Source organism: Paenibacillus luteus (genome assembly GCF_006542765.1).
Taxonomy (GTDB): Bacteria; Bacillota; Bacilli; order Paenibacillales; family Paenibacillaceae; genus Pristimantibacillus; species Pristimantibacillus luteus.
In genome coordinates this window covers 1-21127 of record NZ_SKCD01000006.1, presented here as the reverse complement: position 1 = coordinate 21127, position 21127 = coordinate 1, and the positions used below count along the sequence as shown (strand labels likewise).

The following is a 21127-nucleotide window of genomic DNA, read 5'->3' as shown; positions in this document are numbered from 1 at the left end:
GCAAGCGGAAGGAGAAGCATCAATGTCCTACAAATGGCTAAAATGGCTTATCCTATGGATTCCGACCGTCACCATCGGCTTATGGGAATATTTGCGGCATACGTTTTTATTACCCGTCATTTCAATGGATTTGGGCAATGTATTGGCGCCGGTATTTGTATTTCTAATCACGCTGACCCTGCTGCGGGCACTCTTTGCCAAGCTGGAGCAAACGCAGGAGACGCTGCAGCGGGAACGGGTGGTCAAGGCGGCCTTCGAGGAGCGCGAACAATTGGCACGCGAGCTGCATGACGGTATTTCGCAATCGCTTTTTATGCTGTCGGTGAAGCTCGATAAACTGGAGAGGTCGCAAATCGATTCGGATACCAAGCAAACGACGGAAGAGATTAAGAGAACGGTGCGGCATGTGTATGATGACGTAAGGCAATCCATAGCAAACTTGCATGATGCGCCTCTGCCTGCGGACATGTCGTGGATGCAAAGCATCCATCATTTGACCACGGAAATGGAACAGACTAGCGGCATCCGTACATCCGTCGAGTGGCATGTGCAGGAGGGAGTGCTGTCGCATAAGCAGAAGGTGGAACTGCTTGCCATTATGCGGGAGGCGCTGATGAACGCCCAAAAACATGCGAAAGCGGAACAAATTATGATCCGTGGTGAAAGTGAAACGGGATCTGGTCAATCGACCAGCCATTTTCGCTGCTCGATTATAGACGACGGCATCAGTGTATCGGCGGATAAGCTTTTTGTGAAAGGGAAATACGGCGTTAAAATGATGCAGGACCGTGCAGAAGCGATGGGCTGGAGCGTGACGGTGCAGCCGGCGAATCCGCGCGGCACGATCGTGGAGATTATCGGAGGGAGCGCAGTCTAATGACGGAGAAAATAACGCAGGTGCGCGTGTTTTTGGTCGATGACCATCCGCATGGGCGAGAAGGGATGCGCGATATCGTCCTTACCGACAACACCTTTGTTATTGTCGGTGAGGCAGCCAGTGGAGAGGAGGCGATAGCCGCTATCCCCCAAGTGCAGCCAGATCTGGTGCTGATGGATATTAATATGCCTGGCATGGGAGGGCTTGAAGCGACCCAGAAGCTGAAGCTGCTTATGCCAGGCTTGAAGATCGTCATGGTCACGGTCTCGGATGATATTACGCATTTATTCGAGGCGATTAAGCGGGGAGCACAGGGCTATTTGCTCAAAAACCTGGCTCCTTCCTCCTGGATGGAGTATTTACGTGCGATTTCACTCGATGAAGCTCCGATGTCGAAGGAGCTCGCCTTCCGCTTGCTTCAGGAATTTTCTGTGAGCAAGCCGGAAGAGCGAAAACGGCCGGCGCTTAAGGCACAATCACTGGACAAACATGCAGCGGTGATGACAACGCCGCTAACCGACCGGGAGAAAGAGGTGCTTGAACGGGTATCCACGGGCGCTTCTAATCGCGAGATCGCCACTGAACTGGGTTTGTCCGAGCATACGGTAAAAAACCATCTCAAGAACATTTTGCAGAAGCTTCATCTGGATAATCGGGTGCAGCTGACACGTTACGCTTTCGAACAGGGCATGGTGGAAAGATAGGAAATATCCAATACGGCTGCCAAAGGAGAGTCATATGAACCCTTTATACGGAAAGGATTCCGCAATTCCAGAGGAGATCAAAATCGTTTTTTTAGGAGACAGCATTACGGACGAAGGCCGGTTTATCGCTTTCATGGACGCCTTTTTCCTTGAACATCTTCCGAAGCACCGGATAACGCTCATTAATCTCGGAGTGAGCAGCGAGACGGCTTCCGGGTTAAGCGAGCCAGAACATCCATTTCCGCGCCCTTGCGTGCATGAGAGACTGGCCAAGGCTTTAAGGGATACGAATCCGGACTGGGTCGTTCTTTGTTATGGCATGAATGACGGCATCTACTATCCATTCGCCGAAGAGCGGTTTGAAGCGTATAAGCAAGGCATGCTCAGCGCAGCAGGCAAGATCAAGGATGCGGGAGCAAAAGTCATCATGATGACGCCGCCGCCGTTTGATCCGCAGTCCTTCTCGGGAGGCAGCTTGCAGCCGCTTGGCCAAGTGACATATAGCTATGCCGCGCCTTTTGAAGATTACGAATCGGTTTTGAAGCGTTACGCGGATTGGATCTTGTCATTAGAGCAACCTGTAGATGCAGTCGTACCTATTCATGATGCGATCCTTCATGAATGGAGCCGTGAGCGTTCAGCGGATGCAAACTATAAGAGCGGCGACGGCATACATCCGGATTTTCGGGGACATTGGCAGATTGCGCGAGCGCTGATTCGCGTGTTATTCAATATTTCTTTGGAGCAAAGACCAGACTACGTGGATCATCTGGAGAGTTCTCCCCTCTTCCAAACGGTTATGCTCCGCCATCGCTTACTGAGCTCGGCCTGGAAGGAGCATGTCGGCCATACGAATCCGTCGAAGGCTGACGCCTCTCCACTCGCACTTGCTTTAGCGAAAGGCGAAGAACTTGCGAGCGAGATTCGGAAAATAGCCATAGGAGCAAAGGGAGATCCAGTCAATAAGCATTCGATATGGCGAGGCTATGAACGGATTGATTTTATGCTTGAGGGCAGAGAAGGACTCCTTATCTTTCCTAAGAAGAGTGCAGACGGAAAGCCATGGCTGTGGCGTGCTGAATTTTTTGATGCGTTCTCCTATCCGGATATGGCGCTGCTGGAGCAGGGCTGGGCGATTGCCTATTATGGGTTAAGCAATCAGTATGGCTGTCCTGGAGCCGTAGAACAAATGAACGGCTTTCAAAACTTCATTACGGCTGCGTACGGATTAGCCCCAAAAACCGTCCTGTTTGGTTTCAGCCGCGGCGGGCTTTATGCCTGCAACTATGCTGCCAAGTATCCGATGCAGGTCAAGCTTCTTTACTTGGACGCTCCCGTTCTGGATATTCGCAGCTGGCCGGGCGGAAAAGGCGCGGGGACAGGAGCTGAGGCGGAATGGGCAGAATGCCTGGCCGTATATGGGTTGACGGAAGAGACTTCGGCTTTGGCGAGAGTCTCGCCGATCGATCGGGTAGATGAGCTAGCGGATACGAATATCCCGGTAGTGATAGTAGCGGGTGATGCGGATATTCCGGTACCGATCGGGGAAAATGCGGCACCCTTTGCGGAGCTCTATCGGAAGCTGGGGGGAACCGTATCCCTCATCGTGAAGCCCGGAGTGGGTCACCATCCCCATAGCTTAGAAGATCCTGAGCCGATTCTTGCTTTCATTCGGCAGCATGCTTGATTCAAAGCTTTTTTTGCTGTCTATTTCTAAAGGTGGCTATGTCTCTGAAAAGGAACTAAAAAGCGACCTTTCCCCGGTATTGCAGCGGGGAAAGGTCGCTTTTTCTTAAGCAAGGTTGTATGAAGGAAGGCGGCCATCTGTTTAATTTAAGTGGAATGCCGTTTCAAGCTCCTGAATCCGGGCATCCTCCATATGGACGATTTGTCCGATGCTCTTCGCGTCAATAATTGCTTTGGCGCTGTATTCTGCAACTTCCAACCGGTCAAACGTATTGAGCAAGCTTTGCCCCGTTACAATGACGCTGTCATTTTCGATAATAACGATGGGCGTTTGCGGCTTAAACATCGCGGCTGTCTCTGCCGGAGCTCTGTATAGGTCGCCATAGGGAAGCTTAGGTATGCTGCGCAGCAGGATATAGCTCTCGGGAATGGTTCGCGAATCCAGTGCCTCTCCCGTCACCGAAAAAGCCATTACGTTTGGAGGATGAGCAATGATGACTGAATTGACATGGGGCTGTGTTTCGTAAATATGTTGATGGAACCTGACCGAGCGGCTCGGCGTTTTACCGGCTTCCCTGCGGCCGTTATCGATTCGGACTAAGTCACTCGGCTGCAAATATTTACGATCTCTATTGTAAGGAGTTATGATAAAGGAGTTTTCGCCGATCCGTTGCGAGAAGGTACCTTGCGTGCTCGTGAACAGACGCTGGTCGTAGGAGCGTTGAATGAGCTTGCACATTTCCCGCCGTGCTTCTTTCTCTTCACTACTGTAGGATACGGGCAGGAACTCATATTTAATTTCATGTCGCTTATCGATGGCTGGCTCCACTGCTAGTGAGATCGGGTGACCGATACGAGTTGCTTGAATTTCAAGGCGTGCGCAGAAATCGAGCGTTTCGAAGCGCTGGAACGCCTCGAACAAGTTTTCTCCTCCCACGACAACGCCATGATTTTCAAGCATGACAGTGTTGAAGCCTTGCTCAAACACTTGGGCAATATTCTCGCCCAGCTCCATGCTGCCCGGCAGTCCGTATTTTGCCATGCCCACCTCGCCGCATACCAGATAATCATTAGGCAGTAGATGTACATTAGGTACCTTCCGCACCATGCTGAAGGCGACGAGTGCTGGAGGATGGGCGTGAACAACGGCTCGCAAATCCGCTCTGCGCGCGTAAATAAGCTTGTGGAACGGATATTCGCTCGACGGTTTATGTTTGCCAATGACCGTTCCGTCTTTTTTTACACATACGATATCCGATCTCGTAAGCTCGCCCTTGTCAATTCCCGCAGGCGTTATCCAAAGATCGCCGTTCTCGTCAAGCACCGACAGGTTGCCTCCTGAGGTCGTGGTCATGCCATATTCATATATGCGGTCCATCATCATCAAGATTTGGTCCGATGGGTGCAGCAGGTCGAATTGCATAAAATCATCCCCTTTGTGTATTAAGCCCATCGTACCTTAATTTGTATCTTTTGGATGTGATCTATGTTACAGGGGGCTGTTATTAGGCTGTAATAGGCAGGAAGAGCAGGTATAGATCGTCGAATATATGTTATAAATGAAAGAAGAAATACATCTTGTCTCAGAAAAGGAGCAAAAACGCGATGTCAACGGTAACCCCGTTTTTAATGTTTGAAGGCCGTGCAGAGGAAGCAATGAATTATTACATCAGCTTAATGGAAGATTCCAAAGTGATCAGCATAAAACGTTATGGAGCGAATGAGGCAGGCAAGGAGGGGAGCGTAATGCTTGCGACATTCTCTTTAAAAAGCCAAAATATCATGTGCATAGATAGCCATGTCCAGCATGCGTTTACATTCACCCCTTCTTTTTCGCTATATATCACCTGTGATACGGAGGAAGAAATTAATCGCTTGTATGAAGCATTAAATGCGGGAGGCAGTATTCTTATGCCGCTTAATGACTATTCCTTCAGCAAAAAGTTCGGATGGGTAGTTGATCAGTTTGGCGTTTCGTGGCAATTGACACTTCCCCATTGAGGAAGCAGAAAGAGGCAGCCGTTATCGGCTGCCTCTTTCTGCTTGATTGGCCTATTCGATGCAATAGGATAATCTCGTCGCTTCCCTATGAAAACCATGAGCTTCCAATGTCCTGCATAGAATAGCGAGTGAAAAAGTGTCAACCACACCTTGATCCTGATAATCTCTGACAAACGACAGCAAGGTTTCAACCTCTACTCCGTCTACAAAATCGCGTATCTCATCTGTTTCTTCGTATGGAATTTCTTGACCATGCCACGGATGAGGGAGGTACATCTGCTTGAGTGCAGAGGTTGTTACAGCCATTACTCCTAATCGATCTGCCGTGGGGAGGATGATCTGTTTTTGCCTGATGGCACGCAATTGTTGGATATAGTCGAACGGGTCAGCAATAGGCTCGAAATGAAAGGTTTGTATGGCTGCTTCTCTGACGACAGCTCTTTGCTTCTCCCACTTATTGTGATCAAAATATTCGGAACCTTCCGGCTCATTCTCTTCTTTAAGGCAGTACTTCACATACTCTTCTTTTGTTGTGAAATCATTCATGAGCAGCCCTTCATGCCCGTAAAACTTTAAACGGAAAAAGTCCTTTAGGTTGCTTGCGACAAGCCGTACACAATTACCAAAATCCATGGGAGAGACACATACGATGGGTGCTTCCTCCAAGTTTGTTACGGTGCCGAAATCTGTTAAAAAGGCATAATGGATCCCGTCCATCCCCGTGTTTGCAAAAACGATAGCATCCGCAGGGGAGCATGGGTATCCCCCATTGACTTCTTCATTGAATCCAAGGAAATACCCCGTTGGCGTTTCTAAATAGGGAACTTCAGGGACGAATTTTTTCTCCCAGTGGATGATTTTTTTTAAAAGTTCAGGGATGATTATCGGATCTTTCAATGCAGTTCCCACTTTCGTTAATATTTGTATATCGTATTATCTTACAATACTATAGGTTTGGTGAATAATAGAAAGATATAAATCTATAGGTGAAAAAGGAGAATCATTAGCATTCTCGAAAGCAGTAAGAGCAAAATCGTTGAAACAATACGTAAAAAAGAATGTGAGACGATCCCTGATCAGTTACTCGTGACTCGCTTCTAAGGGGGCTTGTTGGTTTTGAATAGATGGAATTTCTCCTATTAAATGAACTGAAAGCGAGGAATGAAAATGGAGGATATAAACCTTTATCTCCCAAGGGATAAACATGATTTTGAGAGAGTAGCTCAATTGCATTATCTGGATAAATCGATTTTGATTCCGATAATTCCTACTCTTGTAGAATGGCTGCAAGACATCAATTGGCCCATTGCGATGGAAGTGGCAAACGTACTGCTAAAACATCCAGCGGAATCCATACCGCACATCAAAAATGTGTTAAAAACAAAGGATGATATATGGAAAGAATGGTGTCTTCGGTTTTTTGTGGAGGAGCTCCCCAATCCCTACATCGAGCAATTTAGAGCAGATCTCATTAGAATTGCTTATTCGCCTACGGAAGGAGAATTGTTAGAAGAAGTAAATGAAACGGCTTTAAAGATACTGGACCTAATGAAAAATGACTTTAATCATCCCCAACTGCAATTTGTGATGGATATCATGGGTGATTTTAACAAGCCTTGGTTGATAGCTGGTGGCTGGGCCGTGGATCTCGGACTTGGCTGCATGACGAGAGAGCATGAGGATATCGATATTTGTGTATATCGTGAGGATGCACAAGCTGTGCTGGATTATTTGAAAGATTGGGAAATTAAAGTCGCGGTTCCCGGCGAGCACCGTCTTGTTGACTATGAACAGCTTAGCGACCTTTCGCTGCCGAGATACTGCTTGCATCTTTTTAGGGGAGATGATTTTTTAGAGATTCTGTTTACAGAACGTCTGGGAGATGAGATTCTTTTTCGCAAAAACAACAATATCACGATGCCAATGGAGCAGTTCGCCCTCAGAGACACAGCAGAGAGACCCTTCGTAAATCCAGTATGGCAGCTGCTGTTTAAAAGCTTGGCTCCGAGAGAAAAGGATTTGGCGGATTTCCAGCAGTATCTACCCCTGTTAAAGGATGAGGAAAAGCGCTGGCTAACAAATGGAATTCGCCTGATGAAACCGGATTCGGACTGGCTGGATAAGCTGTCTGTTTAATGAATGCTAGTTTTTAGCCTTGAATTGTGCCACAGCAGTTGCATCGCCTCCGCTGATTGCATATAATATAGATTATTGTTCCATATCCGAAGTAAAGCGATGATGGAGAAGAGTAAGCAGTGCTTTCGTACAGGGAGAGGACGCCGCAGATTGAGAGCGTCTTTATGAGATAAGGCTGCTGAAGATTCACTCCAGAGCAGGCACCTGAAACGCCATGGCGGCATGCCGCACGGCGCGAGTAGGGAAGGCCCGGTTCCCGCCGTTATTGGGGCTAAGGGATTGCAATCCGCTGCCATTTGGCAGGCGTAGGCTTCGTATGAAGTTTTAGCGCGCGCGAGCTGGAAAGTAATCCGAATTAGGGTGGTACCACGGTTCTTTCGTCCCTTCAGGGAGAGAGGGCTTTTTTTTGTGTCAAGATGCAGGAAAGATGATACGGAGGCGAAGAAGAATGAAGGAAAGATTGGAAGGCTTGCGCACCGAAGCGCTGCAAGAGCTTCAGCATGTGGATACTCCCCAGCAGCTTAATGATTTGCGCGTCAAATATTTGGGCAAAAAAGGCGCTTTAACTGAAATTTTGCGCGGCATGGGCGGCCTTAGCGCCGAGGAGCGTCCGATCATCGGGCAAGTAGGGAACGATGTGCGTGCGGCTATTGAATCCGTGATCAACGAGAAGCAGGACGCATTCCAGCAGGCCGAGACGAATAACCGCCTTCTTGCGGAAACGCTGGACGTTACACTGCCAGGCAAGGCATTGCCTACGGGCTCGGTTCACCCGCTTAATAAAGTAGCCCAAGAAATTGAAGATGTGTTCATCGGCCTTGGCTACACCATCGCTGAGGGTCCAGAGGTGGAAACCGATTATTACAATTTCGAAGCATTGAATCTGCCGAAAAACCATCCAGCACGCGACATGCAGGATTCCTTTTATGTGACGGATGATATTCTGATGCGTACGCACACTTCACCGGTACAGGTTCGTACGATGAAAGCGATGAACGGACAAACGCCGGTTAAAGTCATTTGCCCCGGCAAAGTATATCGCCGCGATGATGACGATGCGACGCATTCGTTTCAGTTCAATCAGATCGAGGGACTTGTAATTGGAAAAAATATCCGCATGAGCGATTTGAAAGGCACGCTGCTGCAATTCGTGCAGCAAATGTTCGGTGCTCAGGCGCAAATACGTCTTCGCCCAAGTTTCTTCCCGTTCACAGAGCCAAGCGCAGAGGTTGACGTGACGTGCGTACAGTGCGGCGGCAAAGGCTGCCGGATGTGCAAGCATACCGGCTGGCTTGAAATTCTCGGCTGCGGCATGGTTCACCCGCGCGTACTGGAAATGGGCGGATATGACCCGGAAGAGGTTAGCGGCTTTGCCTTCGGCATGGGCGTTGAGCGCATCGCCTTATTGAAATACGGCATTGACGATATTCGTCATTTCTATACGAACGATCTAAGGTTCCTTGGCCAATTCGCAAGAATGTAGCAATGAGAGAAGGGAAGAAGAGCGATGAGAGTATCCTATAAATGGTTAAATGAATATATCGACCTGTCCGGATTCACGGGGGAAGAGCTTGCGGAGAAAATGACGCGCGGCGGCATCGAAATCGACGTTGTCGAGTCTCGCAATAAAGGCGTAAACGGCGTTGTCGTCGGTTATGTGAAGTCGAAGGAAAAGCATCCGGATGCGGATAAGCTTAACGTTTGTAAGGTGGACGTTGGCACAGGCGAGGAGCTGCAGATCGTATGCGGCGCCAAAAACGTTGATGCAGGCCAGCTTGTTCCCGTTGCCGTAATTGGCGCTGTACTGCCCGGCGATTTCAAGATTAAGCGCGCGAAGCTGCGCGGCGTGGAATCCCAAGGGATGATTTGCTCGGCGAAGGAGCTTGGCCTCAATGAGAAGCTGCTGCCGAAGGAGCAGCAGGAAGGTATCTTAGTTCTTCCCGCAGCTACGAAGATCGGAACGCCGATTGGCGAAGTGCTGGGCATTGACGATCAGGTGCTTGAGCTGGACCTGACGCCTAACCGTTCGGATTGCCTCAGCATGATTGGTGTAGCCTACGAGATTGGCGCATTGACCGGCCGCGAGGTTCGTTTGCCAGAAACGGTTATCAACCATACTTCTGTTAGCACAGAAAGCTTAGTATCGGTCAAAATAAGCGCTGAAGAGCATTGCTCGCACTATTCGGCCCGTTATATTAAAGGTGTGAAAGTAGGCGAGTCGCCGCTTTGGCTGCAAAACCGGCTAATCGCTGCCGGCATTCGCCCGATCAGCAACGTGGTTGACGTTACGAACTTCGTTATGCTGGAGTACGGCCAGCCGCTTCATGCGTTTGACGCTGACCGCTTGCCAGGCGGCCGCATCGATGTCCGCCTTGCCAAAGCGGGCGAAACGCTGGTCACGCTTGATGACCAAGAGCGCAAGCTTGAGCCGCATATGCTTGTCATTACGGATGGCGAGAAGCCGATTGCGCTTGCGGGCGTTATGGGCGGAGCGAGCACCGAGGTTACAGGCGAGACGGTTAATATCCTGCTGGAATCGGCCAAGTTCGATGGCGGCACGGTGCGCAAAACGTCGCGTCAGCTTGGACTTCGTTCAGAATCAAGCATTCGCTTTGAGAAAGAAGTTGATCCGGCTCGCGTCATTCCGGCTTTAGACCGAGCGGCATCCCTCATCGCGCAGCTTTCCGAAGGCTTGGTGACCGAAGGAATTGTAGAGGCATCAACAGCGGCTGTGAAGCCAGTTCAAGTGCCAGTATCCTTGGAAAAAATCAACGGCTACCTCGGTACGGAACTATCCCGGCTAGAGGTTCAAACGATTTTTGGACGTCTGCACTTTGAGTACGAGCTCTCTGACAGCAATGTATTCACGGTAAACGCGCCGACGCGCCGCGGCGACATTACGCGTGCCGTTGATCTGATCGAGGAAGTCGCCCGCCTTCACGGCTATGATGAAATTCCGACGACGCTTATCCACGGGGATGTCGTGCCTGGCTCTTTGACAAAACCACAATCGATTCGCCGCGAACTGCGTAAACGGCTGTCGGATGCTGGCCTTCATGAGGTGGTGAGCTACTCCTTCACCGGACCTGAGCGTACGAAGCTGTTCCCTGCTCTGGCAGAGCACACGAACCCTGTGAAGCTTGCTATGCCGATGAGCGAGGACCGCAGCGTGCTTCGCACGACGCTTGTCGTACAATTGCTGGAGACTGCTGCTTATAACCGCAACCGCAAGAACGAATCGGCAGCGCTGTTTGAAATCGGCAGCGTCTTTCACACCGATGAAGAGCAATTGACGCGTTTGCCTCAGGAGAAGCATCGCTTTGCAGCGCTGCTGACAGGCAACCGCACGGAAGCGCAATGGAATGCCAAAGCATCGCAAGTGGACTTCTATGATGCGAAGGGTATTTTAGAGACAATATTTGCGGTGCTGGGACTTACGGCAAGCGTATCGTACGAAGCTGCACAGCCGGAGCATTTCCACCCAGGACGTACGGCCGCCGTTCTTCTTCACACGCCTAAAGGCAATGAAGTGATTGGTTACGTAGGCCAACTGCACCCTGCACTTCAATTGCAGGCAGATCTTGCAGATACGTATGTGCTTGAAATTGGGCTCGATTTGATTTATGAGCTTGCTGATTCAGGAATCGAGTATAAGGTTCTTCCGCGCTATCCGGCTATGCAGCGTGATATTGCGCTCGTCGTTGACCACGAGGTAGCAGCTGCGAAGCTGACAGGCGTAGCCTGGGAGATCGGAAGCGAGTTATTGGAGTCTGTTCGCGTCTTCGACGTATACACGGGGGAAAAGCTCGGAGCAGGCAAAAAGAGCGTCGCGTTGTCGCTTATTTACCGCCATGGAGAACGCACGCTGACGGATGAGGAAGTAACGGAGCTGCACGGCAAGGTTGTTTTACAATTAGAACAATCTTTTGCAGCGGAATTGCGCAAGTAGGCAGGAAACCTTTAAAGCCGCATCGAAATAGTTCCTAGTGAGCTATCGATGCGGCTTTTTCCTTTTAAATATAAGGCATGATTCGGTTTTTGGATGATGATTATGCCTATATTTCAACGGGAAACGGAAAACGGCTCTTTAAGAGAGCCAAATCAGCCGTTTACGCTTGCTCTACTTGGACAATAGGAGGATTCGCCTTAATGGATGCTGAACAAACGGTAGTTACGGTTGATATATATGGAGTTCAATATAAGCTAAAAGGTCATTCTAACGTCGAATATATGAAAAGGGTTGCAGCAGCCATCGACGAAAGCATGAAGAAACTCGCCAAGGGCTATCCAAGGCTGGATATGCCTAAGTTGGCTGTGCTCTCAGCGGTGCAAATCACTGAGGAAGTTTTCCGTTTAAGACGAGATAATACAAGGCTTCTTGAAGAGGAAGCCCGGCTTACGATTTTGCTGACGGAGCTGGAGCAGATCAGTGAGCAGGCGGTTTCCCTGCAGGCAGAGCTGGCGGAGACGAAGCGGATGGCGGCGGAGCAGCTGCAGAAGGCGAAGGAAGCTGCAGAAGCCGAACTGGCTGATATGCTGGCGTTAGCGGCAGAGCAAACATCGGCCAAGCAGGCAGCGGCTGCCGAAGCTATCAAGGTGCAGGAAGAGACGATTCTTCGTCTTACGCAGGAGAACGTTGAGCGGATCGCAGCGCTAAGGACGAAAAAGGATGCCCAGCTGGCCGAGGTGCAGGCGGAGAAGGAGGCGGCGCTTGCAGAGCTTACGGGTGCCAAAGAGGAAGAACTGGCGGAACTGAAGCGCAGCAAAGAAGAGGAGCTTGCGGAATTCAGCAGCAGAAAAGCGTTGGAGCTGTTGGAAATTCAGGATCAGAAGGAAGCGGCGCTGGCGGCGCTTAAGAATGAAACAGATGCTGCCATCACGGAGCTGAGAGACGGGAAGGAAGCAGAGCTATCAAAGCTGCGCAGCGAGAAGGAAGCTGAGGTAGCTGCGCTGCGTGATATCTGGGAGAACCAGGAGATCGAGCTGGAGCTTGAGAAGGAGAGCAAGCTCTCCGAGCTGGAGCACGCAAAGGCTGAGGAGCTTGCAGCGCTGAGGCGAGAGAAGGAAGAGCAGCTGAGTATAGTAACCGCTGAGCTTGAAGCGGCGCTGGAGGCGGTGAAAGCTGAGAAGGAGACGCTGCTGGTTGAGCTCGAAGAAAGCTGGCAGAGCAGATGGGACGATCGGGAGCAAAGCTGGCTTGCGCATACCGAGGCATCCCAAATCGAGCTTGCTAAGCTAGGCGAGGAGCGCGAGCAAGCGTGGAAGGCAGAAACGGCTCAGGCGGAGCAGGCATTCAAGGCTGATCTGGAGCGGAGGCGTAATGGCTGGTTGGAGGAGCGCGCTAGGCTGCAAGCGCAGGCGGCGGAGCTGCAGCAAGGCTGGAGCACCGAGAAGGAAGGGCTGGAGCAGCGTGCAGTAGAGCTGGAGCAAAGCTGGAGCACTGAGAAGGAAGAGCTGGAGAAGCGTGCTGCCGAACTGCAGCAGAGCTGGGGCGCGGATAAGGAAGTGCTGGAGCTGCGCATTGCCGAGGCAGAGGAGCAGCTTGTACAGGCGATGGAGCAGGAAGAGAGCTTCCGAACCTCCTATGCACAGCTGGAGCAGGAGGTTCGCGAGCGGGAGAGCGAATACGAGCAGATTCAAAGTGAGCTGAAAGACACGCGCAGCCAATTGGAAGAGCTGCAAGCAGCGAAGGAGCTGGCTGCGGCGCAGGTGCAAGAACTGGAGCAGAAGCTGGCTCACGAGAGGAGCCATGTCTCAGCAGCGGACAAGCGGGCAACCGATCTGCAGCAGCGCCTGAAAGAAGCAGCAGAGCGTGAGCAGCAGCAAGTGGAAAGGCTCCAACAGCTGGACGAACTGCGCATCGAGCAAGAAGAACAGCTGCTGCAGCTGCGGCTGGAGCAGGAGGTGCACGAGCAGCGGCACCTGAAGGAAAAAGAAGAACAGCGTGAGCAATTGCGCGCAGAGTTTGAGCAGCAGCGCGATTTGCTTGAAGAAGTGCATGTGCAGCAGCTTCTTTCCCTTCAAGAGGAGCAGCGTGAGCTAGTAAGGTCGCTTCGCCAGGAGCAGGAAGAGCAGCTGAAGATCGTTGAAGCGGAAAATGACGAGCTGTTTAAGCAAATGAGTGCAGAAAGCAATGGCCGGTTTGAACAGCTGATTGCTGATCGGGATTTGCGAATCAAGGAACTTACGGAGGCGCATGAAGCTCATCTATTGCAACTGGCTAACCAGCATGAAGAGCAGCTGCTTGAGCAAGAAATGCAGCACGAGGATCAAATAAAGCAGCTGGTGCGCGAGCAGGAGGCGAAGGCGGCAAGCAAGGCTTCTGAGCATGAACAGCAAGCCGCACAATGGGCTGCGAATCACCAAGCGCAAATGGCCGGAAAAACTGCGGAATATGAAGAACAAGCCGCTCGATTGGCTGCAGAGCACGAAAGCAGATTGAGACAACTCACAGACCAATACGAAGAGCAGCTGCTGGAGCAAGAAGTGCAGCACGAGGATCAAATGAAGGCGCTGGTAGGTGAGCATGAGGCGCAGACAGCGGGCAAGGCTTTGGAATACGATGAACAAGCCAAGCGTTGGGCAGTGGATTACGAAGCTCAGATTGCCAAAAAGGATGCGGAGCACGAAGAAGAAGCGGCGCGGCGGGCAGCGGATTACGAAGCTCAGATTGCCAAAAAAGATGTGGAGCAGAGAGCGCAAGCCTCGGAACTGGCTGCAGCGCATGAGAGCAAGTTGAAACAGCTTGTAGATCAATATGAAGAGCAGCTGCTGGAGCAGGAGTTGCAGCACGAAGAGCAATCGAATCAGCTGGTAAGCAAGCATGAGGAGCAAGTCGCTCGCAAGGCTTCAGAGTACGAGGGACAAGCCGCTCAAAGGGCGATCGAAATTGATAACAAAGTTAAACAGCTCACTGACGAATACGAAGAGCAACTGCTGGAGCAAGCGGTGCAGCATGAAGACCAGCTCAAGCAGTTGACTGAAGAATACGAAGCAAAATCCAAGGCATTCGCTGCTCAGCAAGCGGCGCGTTCTGAACAGCTAGTTGACCAGTATGAGGAGCGTTATATCGAACTTGCCGCAAAGCAGGAGGATGTGCGCAGGGAACTGGCAGAAGAACGTGAGGAGCGGCTGGCGCAATTGGCTGCGGAGCACGATGAGCAGTTGAAACAATTGACGGTCAATCACGAGGAGCTGCTGCTTCAACAGCAGCATGATTATGAGACAGCGATCCAGAAGCTGCAGGCGCAGCTGGATCAAATCGAAAGAATTGCGGCTTCTGCTGCGGAAGGCGAACAAAATTACAAAGCGGAACTCGACAAGCTGGCGGCTAAAGAAAATGAGCTGACCGAGCAGCTTGAGTGGACGGCTGCCCGCGAGCGAATTGCTGCGCAGCAATTGGAAGCGGCATCCGCACGTGAACGAGAATTGACCGAGCGTCTGAAAGAACAGGAGCGAATAGCTGAGCAAACGGCAGCGGAAGCGATACGTTTGGAACGGGAGAGACAGAAGCGAGAGGCTGAAGACCGAGAGCTGAGAAACCGGCTCGAGCGCGCCATGCAAGAGGCGGCTGCGGCATCCGAACTGAAGGTTGAGCTTAATGAGCATACCTCGAAGCTAGCAGAAGAGCGTGACGAAGCTGCGCGCAGGGCAGAGAAGCTCGCTTATGAGCGTGATGAAGCGGCAAGCGCAGTGGAGTCGCTCTCCTATGAACGCGACGAAGCGGCACGCTCGGCAGAGAAGCTGGCGGGGGACCATGCCGACTTGCTAGAACAGCATCATAGGCTCAAAAACGAATATTCCAAACTGCAAACCGAATATAACGAATGGATTGAGCTGATTGAGCACAGTTGATTCATCAAAAAACCGCAGTAACGAGCAATGGCCTATGCCAGCGCTTGTTACTGCGGTTTTTTGTTTTAACCCCCTTGGGGGCGAGTATTCGCCAGTTTAGCCGTAAGACACGATAGTACCTGTGGGGCCAGCGGCGGACAAGCTGGCGAGGCGGATCAGATCCGGCGTAACAATTGCGGGATCTTTGCCTGTCGCATGCATCTCTGTGCGAATCGTGCCGGGGTTATACAGGTTTGCGAGGATGCCATACTCGTATTCCTCATCGGCTAGCGTTCGCGTCAGCGATTCAAGTCCTGCCTTGGCAGCGCTGTAAGCCGCATACCCCCCAGCTCCATTCCACGATAACCCCGAGGTAATGTTAATAATTCGACCATATCTGGCTTTGCGCATTGTAGGCAGAACAGCCTTTGTCAGAAGGAAAGGTCCCGTTAAATTCGTTGCGATTTGAGCTTGCCAATCATCGGAGGTTAATTCCAGAACCGTTCCGGATTCGAGCACGGCGGCATTATTCAATATAATATCAATGCGTCCAAAATGGTTCAAAACGGAAGCAATGGCATCTTGCACCTGCTGCTCATCCGATACGTCCGTTTGCAGGGCCAGCGCGGACTTTCCTGTTCTTTCTTTTACGGCCAAAGCGGTTTCCTCAAGCTTCGAGAGGCGTCTGCCGAGTAAGGCGACTTCCGCTCCATCCGCTGCAAAAGCAATAGCTGCCGCACGTCCTAACCCTGTACCGGCTCCGCTAATAATAGCGACTCGATCATGAAGTGATCCCATCATGATTCCTCCATTCGCTGTTTGTATGGTGAATATCTTAACAGAGGGGAAGCGGCAGGGGAAGGGGGCGCATCATCAATTTTTTTTAGCGGTTAAGCAAATCTTTATTATATTTAGGTGACTGAAATTTGGAAAGCGCAGCAAGGAATCTAAAATTACTGCACCAAAAGGTAAAAACAAAGTATACCCTTCGCAATTGTATAATGAGCTTGGGTCATTTGTGAAAGCGATTACAAATTGAGAGCAGAGAGGGAGCGACAAAATGAACCATATTACCCAGCATAGATGGGGGAAAAAAATGCTGTCTTTGGTGCTTGCGGGAGTTCTTGCCACGAGCATAACAGCCAATGCGGTTCCGCGGGCACATGCGGCAGAGAGTATTGTATTTAAAACACAAAGTGGAGGAGTCTTTGACGGCATGCCATTATTCGATGGCAATCCGGAGCATTTGGACGCTTATGTGGACACGTATTTTGCATATACCGGACTTGAGGGACCGGCAGTTTATGTTACAGGATCGCGTAACCATTATACGCTTACTCAGGGGGCACATGCAGGGAAAGTTATTCCGGGTGCGCTAGCAGCTGCCGATAATGTGCAGGGCGTCTCTACAGACTTTCCGGCACTGGTTGGTATGGGACAGACCTGGAACAAGGAGCTCCTTGCTAATATCGGTAAGGTGATGGGGAATGAAAAAATCAGCTTGCTGAAGGTGAAGCAGGGCGAATCCAATATTCATGGCGGCACGAATGCATCGGCGACCGTTGCTTTTACGGTAGTTAGCGACATGCGGATTAATCCTCTGAGCGGAAGATTTGATGAAGGCTACTCGGAAGATCCTTATATGGCGGGAACACTGATTAACGAAATGGCCACAGGCCTTAGCGGAATTAATCAACCGGCCAGTGATGACGGATTTTGGATGCGCGCAGCTGTCGGCACCAAGCATTATTCCGTTTATAATGCGCAGTGGTTCCGCGAGAGCGCAAACAATAGCGCCGGAGCAAGAGCAATGTTCGAGTATCAGACACGCAGTCCGCTGAAGGGCCTCGAATCAGGCTCCATAGCAGGTGTGATGACATCCTTCGGCCGTACAAATGGGATACCCAATATTTTATCGCCACTGCAGCTGCATGCGAATGATTTCTCCAAATATGGCGTATACAGCTCACCTGATTTTAATGGAGATGCCCATGTATCGAGCTCAGGCAATCTGAGCAACGGTTATGATGCGAACTACGCGATTGACCGCACGCATGCCACTGTGCTGATGGCACTGGCTGAGGCCAATGCGGGACGTCCATCCGGTACGACTCCTGCGGATGTGCCGGATTTGGTGGCACTTGTGAACAAAGGAGAGTATGGCATTACCGCGGAGGATCTGATTACGGCAGCAAGACCGCATGTTAATCAGATGGTACGCGTAGGTATCTTTAACGAAGTTGATGCTAACGGGATTCCTAAATTTTATCCGTTTGCACAGGATGCCAAAGACGTGCGTACGGCAGCGGCAGCGACTTACAGCGTTCCGGAGCATCAGCAGATTGCGATGCAAGCGGCGCAGGAAAGCATTGTTTTGCTGAAAAATGACGGCGTTCTGCCGCTTGCGAAAAACAAAAATGCGGCGGTTTCCGGCGTATACGCGGATGCGAGATTCAAAACGACCTACTCGGTAGGCACGACGCCTGCGCTTCCGCAATCGGGCATTTCCCCGTTGCTGGCGATAATTAACGCAAACGGCGCGAATCATGTATCGTACGATTCGGCTGGGAAGGTCATTGCGCTTACCGCGATGAGCAACAATCAGACGGTTACGGCTAATGTATATGATCCTGCCACAATTACTGCAGGAGCTCAGCTGGTAACAACGGAGGACCCGCTGAATCCAGCCGATGCCTCTCAGCTTTTTGAGGTGTTCGATTGGGGACAAGAGGGCTACAGCTTGCTGTCGCTCAAAAATAACCGTTGGGTTACATCGCCGACCAGCAATAACGCTTCGGTTGGCAATACGGATGGAACCACACTCAATCTGACCAATAACGATTGGGACTTGGCAGCGATGCTGGGCAACACGAGCGCAATCCCGCCAAGGCTTCGCATCGAGCAAAACGCGGACCAAACGATATCGCTGGTCGCGAACGGCTATAGAAGCGGCTTCTCCGGCGATTTTACGAACTGGTATTATTCGAATGGCCGTTTCATTACGACAGGTGCGGATGCCAAGCTGAAGACTGCGGCAGCTGTGCTCGGCAATCAATCGAATGCAGCCATTCGCAGTGCCGATGTGAAATTCAAAGAAACGGTTGTAAAGGAAGTCGGACAAGATACCATCGCACGTGCGGCGATTGATGATTATGCGGTTGTTTTCGTTGGCGCGGTTCCGCGTCATAGTGCAGGGGAAGGCAATGACCGCTCCAGCTTGTATATGGGTGATGCTGATTACGAGCTGGTGGACAAGGTGTCTACTGCTTTCGCGGCGCAAGGCAAAAAGACGATCGTCGTTGTCAAAAGCAGCTTCCCGGTTGGACTGGAAGACATTCAAAATAACCTGAATGTAGCGGCTATCGTCTATCAGCCATATGGTGGCCAATATGACTCCCAGGCGCTTGCACAGGTACTATACGGTGACTATGCGCCAACGGGCCGTCTGACTTCCACATGGTATGCGGACATGTCCGCTTTCCCAGAGATTAATAAATATGTTATTCCGGAAGGCAATAAAACGGCATCAATGGCGACGATTGACCCGCGTTTCACATTGGATATGACGAATGCAGATCCGATCGAGTCCAAGCTTACTTATATGTATACAGATGCTCCGATTACGTATCCGTTTGGTTTCGGCCTCTCGTACAGCAGCTTTGCTTACAGTGATTTTACAGCTCCAGTGAGCGCAAGCGGGAAAAAACCGTTTACTGTTTCTGTAAAAGTGAAAAATGAAGGCTCCGTCAACACGTCGGAAGTCGTTCAGCTCTATATCAAAAACAATCAATCGGGCTACGGTGACTCTGCACCGAAGCAGCAGCTCGTCGGTTTTGAGAAAATCGCTCTAGCTGCGGGGGAAAGCAAAACGGTTGCCCTGACCGTTGACCCTGGCGACTTCGGTATCTGGGATGTCAATAAAGACAGCTTCATTGTGGAAAACGGAGCTTATACGCTGATGGTTGGTTCATCCTCCAAGGCTATTCATGATGAGAAACCGATTCAAATCAATAGCGAGACCATTGCTGCTTTGCAGGTCTATAAGCCATTTAATGTATTTGACCATGCTTTCGTATCCCATGAAGTCATTTACCATGAGGTTTCTAAGGAACGCACCGCACAAAGCTTGAAAGCGAAAAAGGTAGTTGGAGGCTATTATGCCGTCCGCTCCAAACAAAACGGTTCTTACGTAGCGTTGCCGAATGTAGATTTGACAGGAACAAAAAGCGTTAAGGCTTCGGTTGCTTCCGATGCTGCAGGCGGTATCATCACTTTGCACGCGGATTCGCCAAACAGCGCACCGATCGCTATGATCGAGGTTCCAGCAACGCAGCCTAGATCCTATACGATTGCGAATGCATCTGTTCCGGTAACGGAACTTGGTTATGTCGATGTGAAAGCAGATTTGAGCAATACGAGCTTGAAGGGCAAACACAATCTTTATGTCGTGTTTAAAGCTGCTGATCTTCGTATTGACAGCTTGGCATTTGAAAGTGAATCGGTAGTCAGCAGCGCAAGTCAAATTGCTGCGGGCCAAACAAATCCTGCTGTCGTTGTAAAGAGTGACCGTGCTCCATTTGCGGCAGTTGCAGCGAATCTCGAGAACTGGGTGATCGACCCAGCGGCAAGCGGCTTGAAGTTAGCTTCGGTCTCTATATCGGAATCAGGTTCAGAAGCGACGCTGCAATTCAGCGGAACAGCGCAAGCGGCAGCTATCGGGATTCAAGCTAAAGCTGCAGCCTTCGACGGCAATTTGATTGACAGCAACAAGCTGAACCTTACGATTACTACTTCTTCTTCCGGAGGAGGAAGCACACCAGGGGCAGGAGCGCCTAGCACAGAAACGCCAGCCGTGACCGTAGCAGCTGCGAGTGCAGCCGATACGGCTAAGGTGAAAAACATCAAAGCTGATGGCGTTACAGTGGCTGGAGCGCCAGTAGGCATCAAAATCAGCAAATTAAGCGGTGCCTACGCAACAGCAACCGTGACAATCGAGAAAGACGCAAGCAAGAAGGTAACAGCTTTGGCGTTGGTTGCCGAAGACGGCACATTAACGCCGGTACCAAGCCAGATTACAATCGATGCAAGCGGCAAAACGGTCATTAAAGCGCTTGTCTCCTTAAGCGGTACTTACGTAGCCGTTAACTCGGAGCGTGTATTTACAGACGTGGCAACCAAAGCTTGGTATGCTGAAGAGATTGCTAAGGCCAATAGCCTGCTTCTGATCAACGGCGTCTCTTCCTCGACGATGCAGCCAGGAGCTTCGACAACGAAAGCACAAACGCTCATGGTTGCCCTTAACGTACTTGGCTTAGCACCTCAGAAGAGTGAAGAGGGAGCGAAGTGGTATGACGCAGTCGTGAAAGCAGCTAGTGAGCATAAGCTGGTTAGTTATTCTACGTTGGCGTCGGATACGCCAATGTCGCGTGAAGGCATGGCTGCCGTGCTTGCCAATGCCCTTCAGTATGCGGGCATTGAAACTGCGCTTAGCGAATCAGAAGTGAGCAGTCTGCTTCAAGGCTTCTCGGATGCGGCAAGTATTTCTAAAGAAAACCGTGCGGCAATGGCTATTGCGGTTAAATACGGTATTTTCAAAGGAAATCCTTCACAGCAATTGCAGCCTTCCGGCACCATTACGCGTGCGGAGCTGGCCGCTGTAGCTCTTCGTACTCACAGCGCCATTATTGACCTTATTTCTTAATTAGCATGAGGTTTGAGTAGTTAAACAGGATAGAAAATAAAAAAAACACAGACTGAAAACAGTGATATGCTCCCATCATAGTAGACAGTAGAAAAAACAAAACCTCTACTTCTACCATGATGGGAGTTTTTGCTTTGTCAAAAAGGAGTCCAATTTCATTAGATGTAAAACTACAGGTTGTAAAAAGAT

12 protein-coding genes are annotated in these 21127 nt (G+C 50.6%); 9 read left to right on the top strand and 3 right to left on the bottom strand.

The features are described from left to right. The first annotated feature begins 22 nt into the window (after positions 1-22). The 3 genes from E0496_RS04280 to E0496_RS04270 are packed head-to-tail and all read left to right on the top strand — an operon-like array spanning position 23 to position 3268. On the top strand, positions 23-877 hold the full coding sequence (locus tag E0496_RS04280; protein ID WP_141500430.1) for a sensor histidine kinase: 855 nt from the start codon (positions 23-25) through the stop codon (positions 875-877). Continuing rightward, positions 877-1581, top strand: coding sequence for a response regulator (locus E0496_RS04275; protein WP_141500429.1), 705 nt, complete (start codon positions 877-879; stop codon positions 1579-1581). Before E0496_RS04280 ends, E0496_RS04275 begins: the two co-directional genes overlap by 1 nt. Before the next feature lie 34 nt (positions 1582-1615). Beyond that, positions 1616-3268 carry a GDSL-type esterase/lipase family protein gene (locus E0496_RS04270; RefSeq protein ID WP_141500428.1) on the top strand — a complete coding sequence of 551 codons (1653 nt, stop codon included), beginning with the start codon at positions 1616-1618 and terminating at the stop codon, positions 3266-3268. Between the two features lie 141 nt (positions 3269-3409). Here the strand turns inward: E0496_RS04270 and E0496_RS04265 are convergent, their stop codons facing one another. After that, the gene (locus E0496_RS04265) at positions 3410-4720 is read right to left on the bottom strand and encodes a class II aldolase/adducin family protein (protein ID WP_241674574.1); all 1311 of its coding nucleotides are present in this window, start codon (positions 4718-4720) and stop codon (positions 3410-3412) included. Positions 4721-4872: 152 nt separating this feature from the next. On the opposite strand from E0496_RS04265, the gene E0496_RS04260 reads away from it, so the two are divergent. After that, complete coding sequence (locus E0496_RS04260; protein WP_141500426.1) at positions 4873-5268, top strand: VOC family protein; 396 nt, start codon at positions 4873-4875, stop codon at positions 5266-5268. 51 nt (positions 5269-5319) lie between these two features. Here the strand turns inward: E0496_RS04260 and E0496_RS04255 are convergent, their stop codons facing one another. Then, on the bottom strand, positions 5320-6165 hold the full coding sequence (locus tag E0496_RS04255; RefSeq protein WP_141500425.1) for a hypothetical protein: 846 nt from the start codon (positions 6163-6165) through the stop codon (positions 5320-5322). A 264-nt stretch (positions 6166-6429) separates the two neighbouring features. Here E0496_RS04255 and E0496_RS04250 point away from each other — a divergent pair, with 264 nt between their 5' ends. The 4 genes from E0496_RS04250 (at position 6430) to E0496_RS04235 (ending at position 15258) form a co-directional block, all read left to right on the top strand. Then, complete coding sequence (locus E0496_RS04250) at positions 6430-7404, top strand: DUF5071 domain-containing protein (RefSeq protein ID WP_338325818.1); 975 nt, start codon at positions 6430-6432, stop codon at positions 7402-7404. Between the two features lie 448 nt (positions 7405-7852). Further along, positions 7853-8887, top strand: coding sequence for a phenylalanine--tRNA ligase subunit alpha (gene pheS / locus E0496_RS04245; RefSeq protein WP_141500423.1), 1035 nt, complete (start codon positions 7853-7855; stop codon positions 8885-8887). Positions 8888-8911: 24 nt separating this feature from the next. After that, positions 8912-11353, top strand: coding sequence for a phenylalanine--tRNA ligase subunit beta (gene pheT / locus E0496_RS04240; RefSeq protein ID WP_141500422.1), 2442 nt, complete (start codon positions 8912-8914; stop codon positions 11351-11353). 200 nt (positions 11354-11553) lie between these two features. Continuing rightward, complete coding sequence (locus E0496_RS04235) at positions 11554-15258, top strand: cell division protein ZapA (RefSeq protein WP_141500421.1); 3705 nt, start codon at positions 11554-11556, stop codon at positions 15256-15258. A gap of 96 nt (positions 15259-15354) precedes the next feature. On the opposite strand, the gene E0496_RS04230 is transcribed toward E0496_RS04235, so the two are convergent. Beyond that, positions 15355-16035, bottom strand: coding sequence for an SDR family NAD(P)-dependent oxidoreductase (locus E0496_RS04230; protein ID WP_141500542.1), 681 nt, complete (start codon positions 16033-16035; stop codon positions 15355-15357). A 262-nt stretch (positions 16036-16297) separates the two neighbouring features. Here E0496_RS04230 and E0496_RS04225 point away from each other — a divergent pair, with 262 nt between their 5' ends. Further along, the gene (locus E0496_RS04225) at positions 16298-20938 is read left to right on the top strand and encodes a glycoside hydrolase family 3 C-terminal domain-containing protein (protein ID WP_141500420.1); all 4641 of its coding nucleotides are present in this window, start codon (positions 16298-16300) and stop codon (positions 20936-20938) included. Positions 20939-21127: the final 189 nt, after the last annotated feature.

Coding starts and splice junctions, on each gene's coding strand:
- E0496_RS04260 (WP_141500426.1), top strand. CDS start 4,873: ATGTCAACGGTAACCCCGTTTTTAATGTTTGAAGGCCGTGCAGAGGAA.
- E0496_RS04265 (WP_241674574.1), bottom strand. CDS start 4,720: ATGGGCTTAATACACAAAGGGGATGATTTTATGCAATTCGACCTGCTG.
- E0496_RS04280 (WP_141500430.1), top strand. CDS start 23: ATGTCCTACAAATGGCTAAAATGGCTTATCCTATGGATTCCGACCGTC.
- pheT (WP_141500422.1), top strand. CDS start 8,912: ATGAGAGTATCCTATAAATGGTTAAATGAATATATCGACCTGTCCGGA.
- E0496_RS04270 (WP_141500428.1), top strand. CDS start 1,616: ATGAACCCTTTATACGGAAAGGATTCCGCAATTCCAGAGGAGATCAAA.
- E0496_RS04230 (WP_141500542.1), bottom strand. CDS start 16,035: ATGGGATCACTTCATGATCGAGTCGCTATTATTAGCGGAGCCGGTACA.
- E0496_RS04250 (WP_338325818.1), top strand. CDS start 6,430: ATGAAAATGGAGGATATAAACCTTTATCTCCCAAGGGATAAACATGAT.
- E0496_RS04235 (WP_141500421.1), top strand. CDS start 11,554: ATGGATGCTGAACAAACGGTAGTTACGGTTGATATATATGGAGTTCAA.
- pheS (WP_141500423.1), top strand. CDS start 7,853: ATGAAGGAAAGATTGGAAGGCTTGCGCACCGAAGCGCTGCAAGAGCTT.
- E0496_RS04275 (WP_141500429.1), top strand. CDS start 877: ATGACGGAGAAAATAACGCAGGTGCGCGTGTTTTTGGTCGATGACCAT.
- E0496_RS04225 (WP_141500420.1), top strand. CDS start 16,298: ATGAACCATATTACCCAGCATAGATGGGGGAAAAAAATGCTGTCTTTG.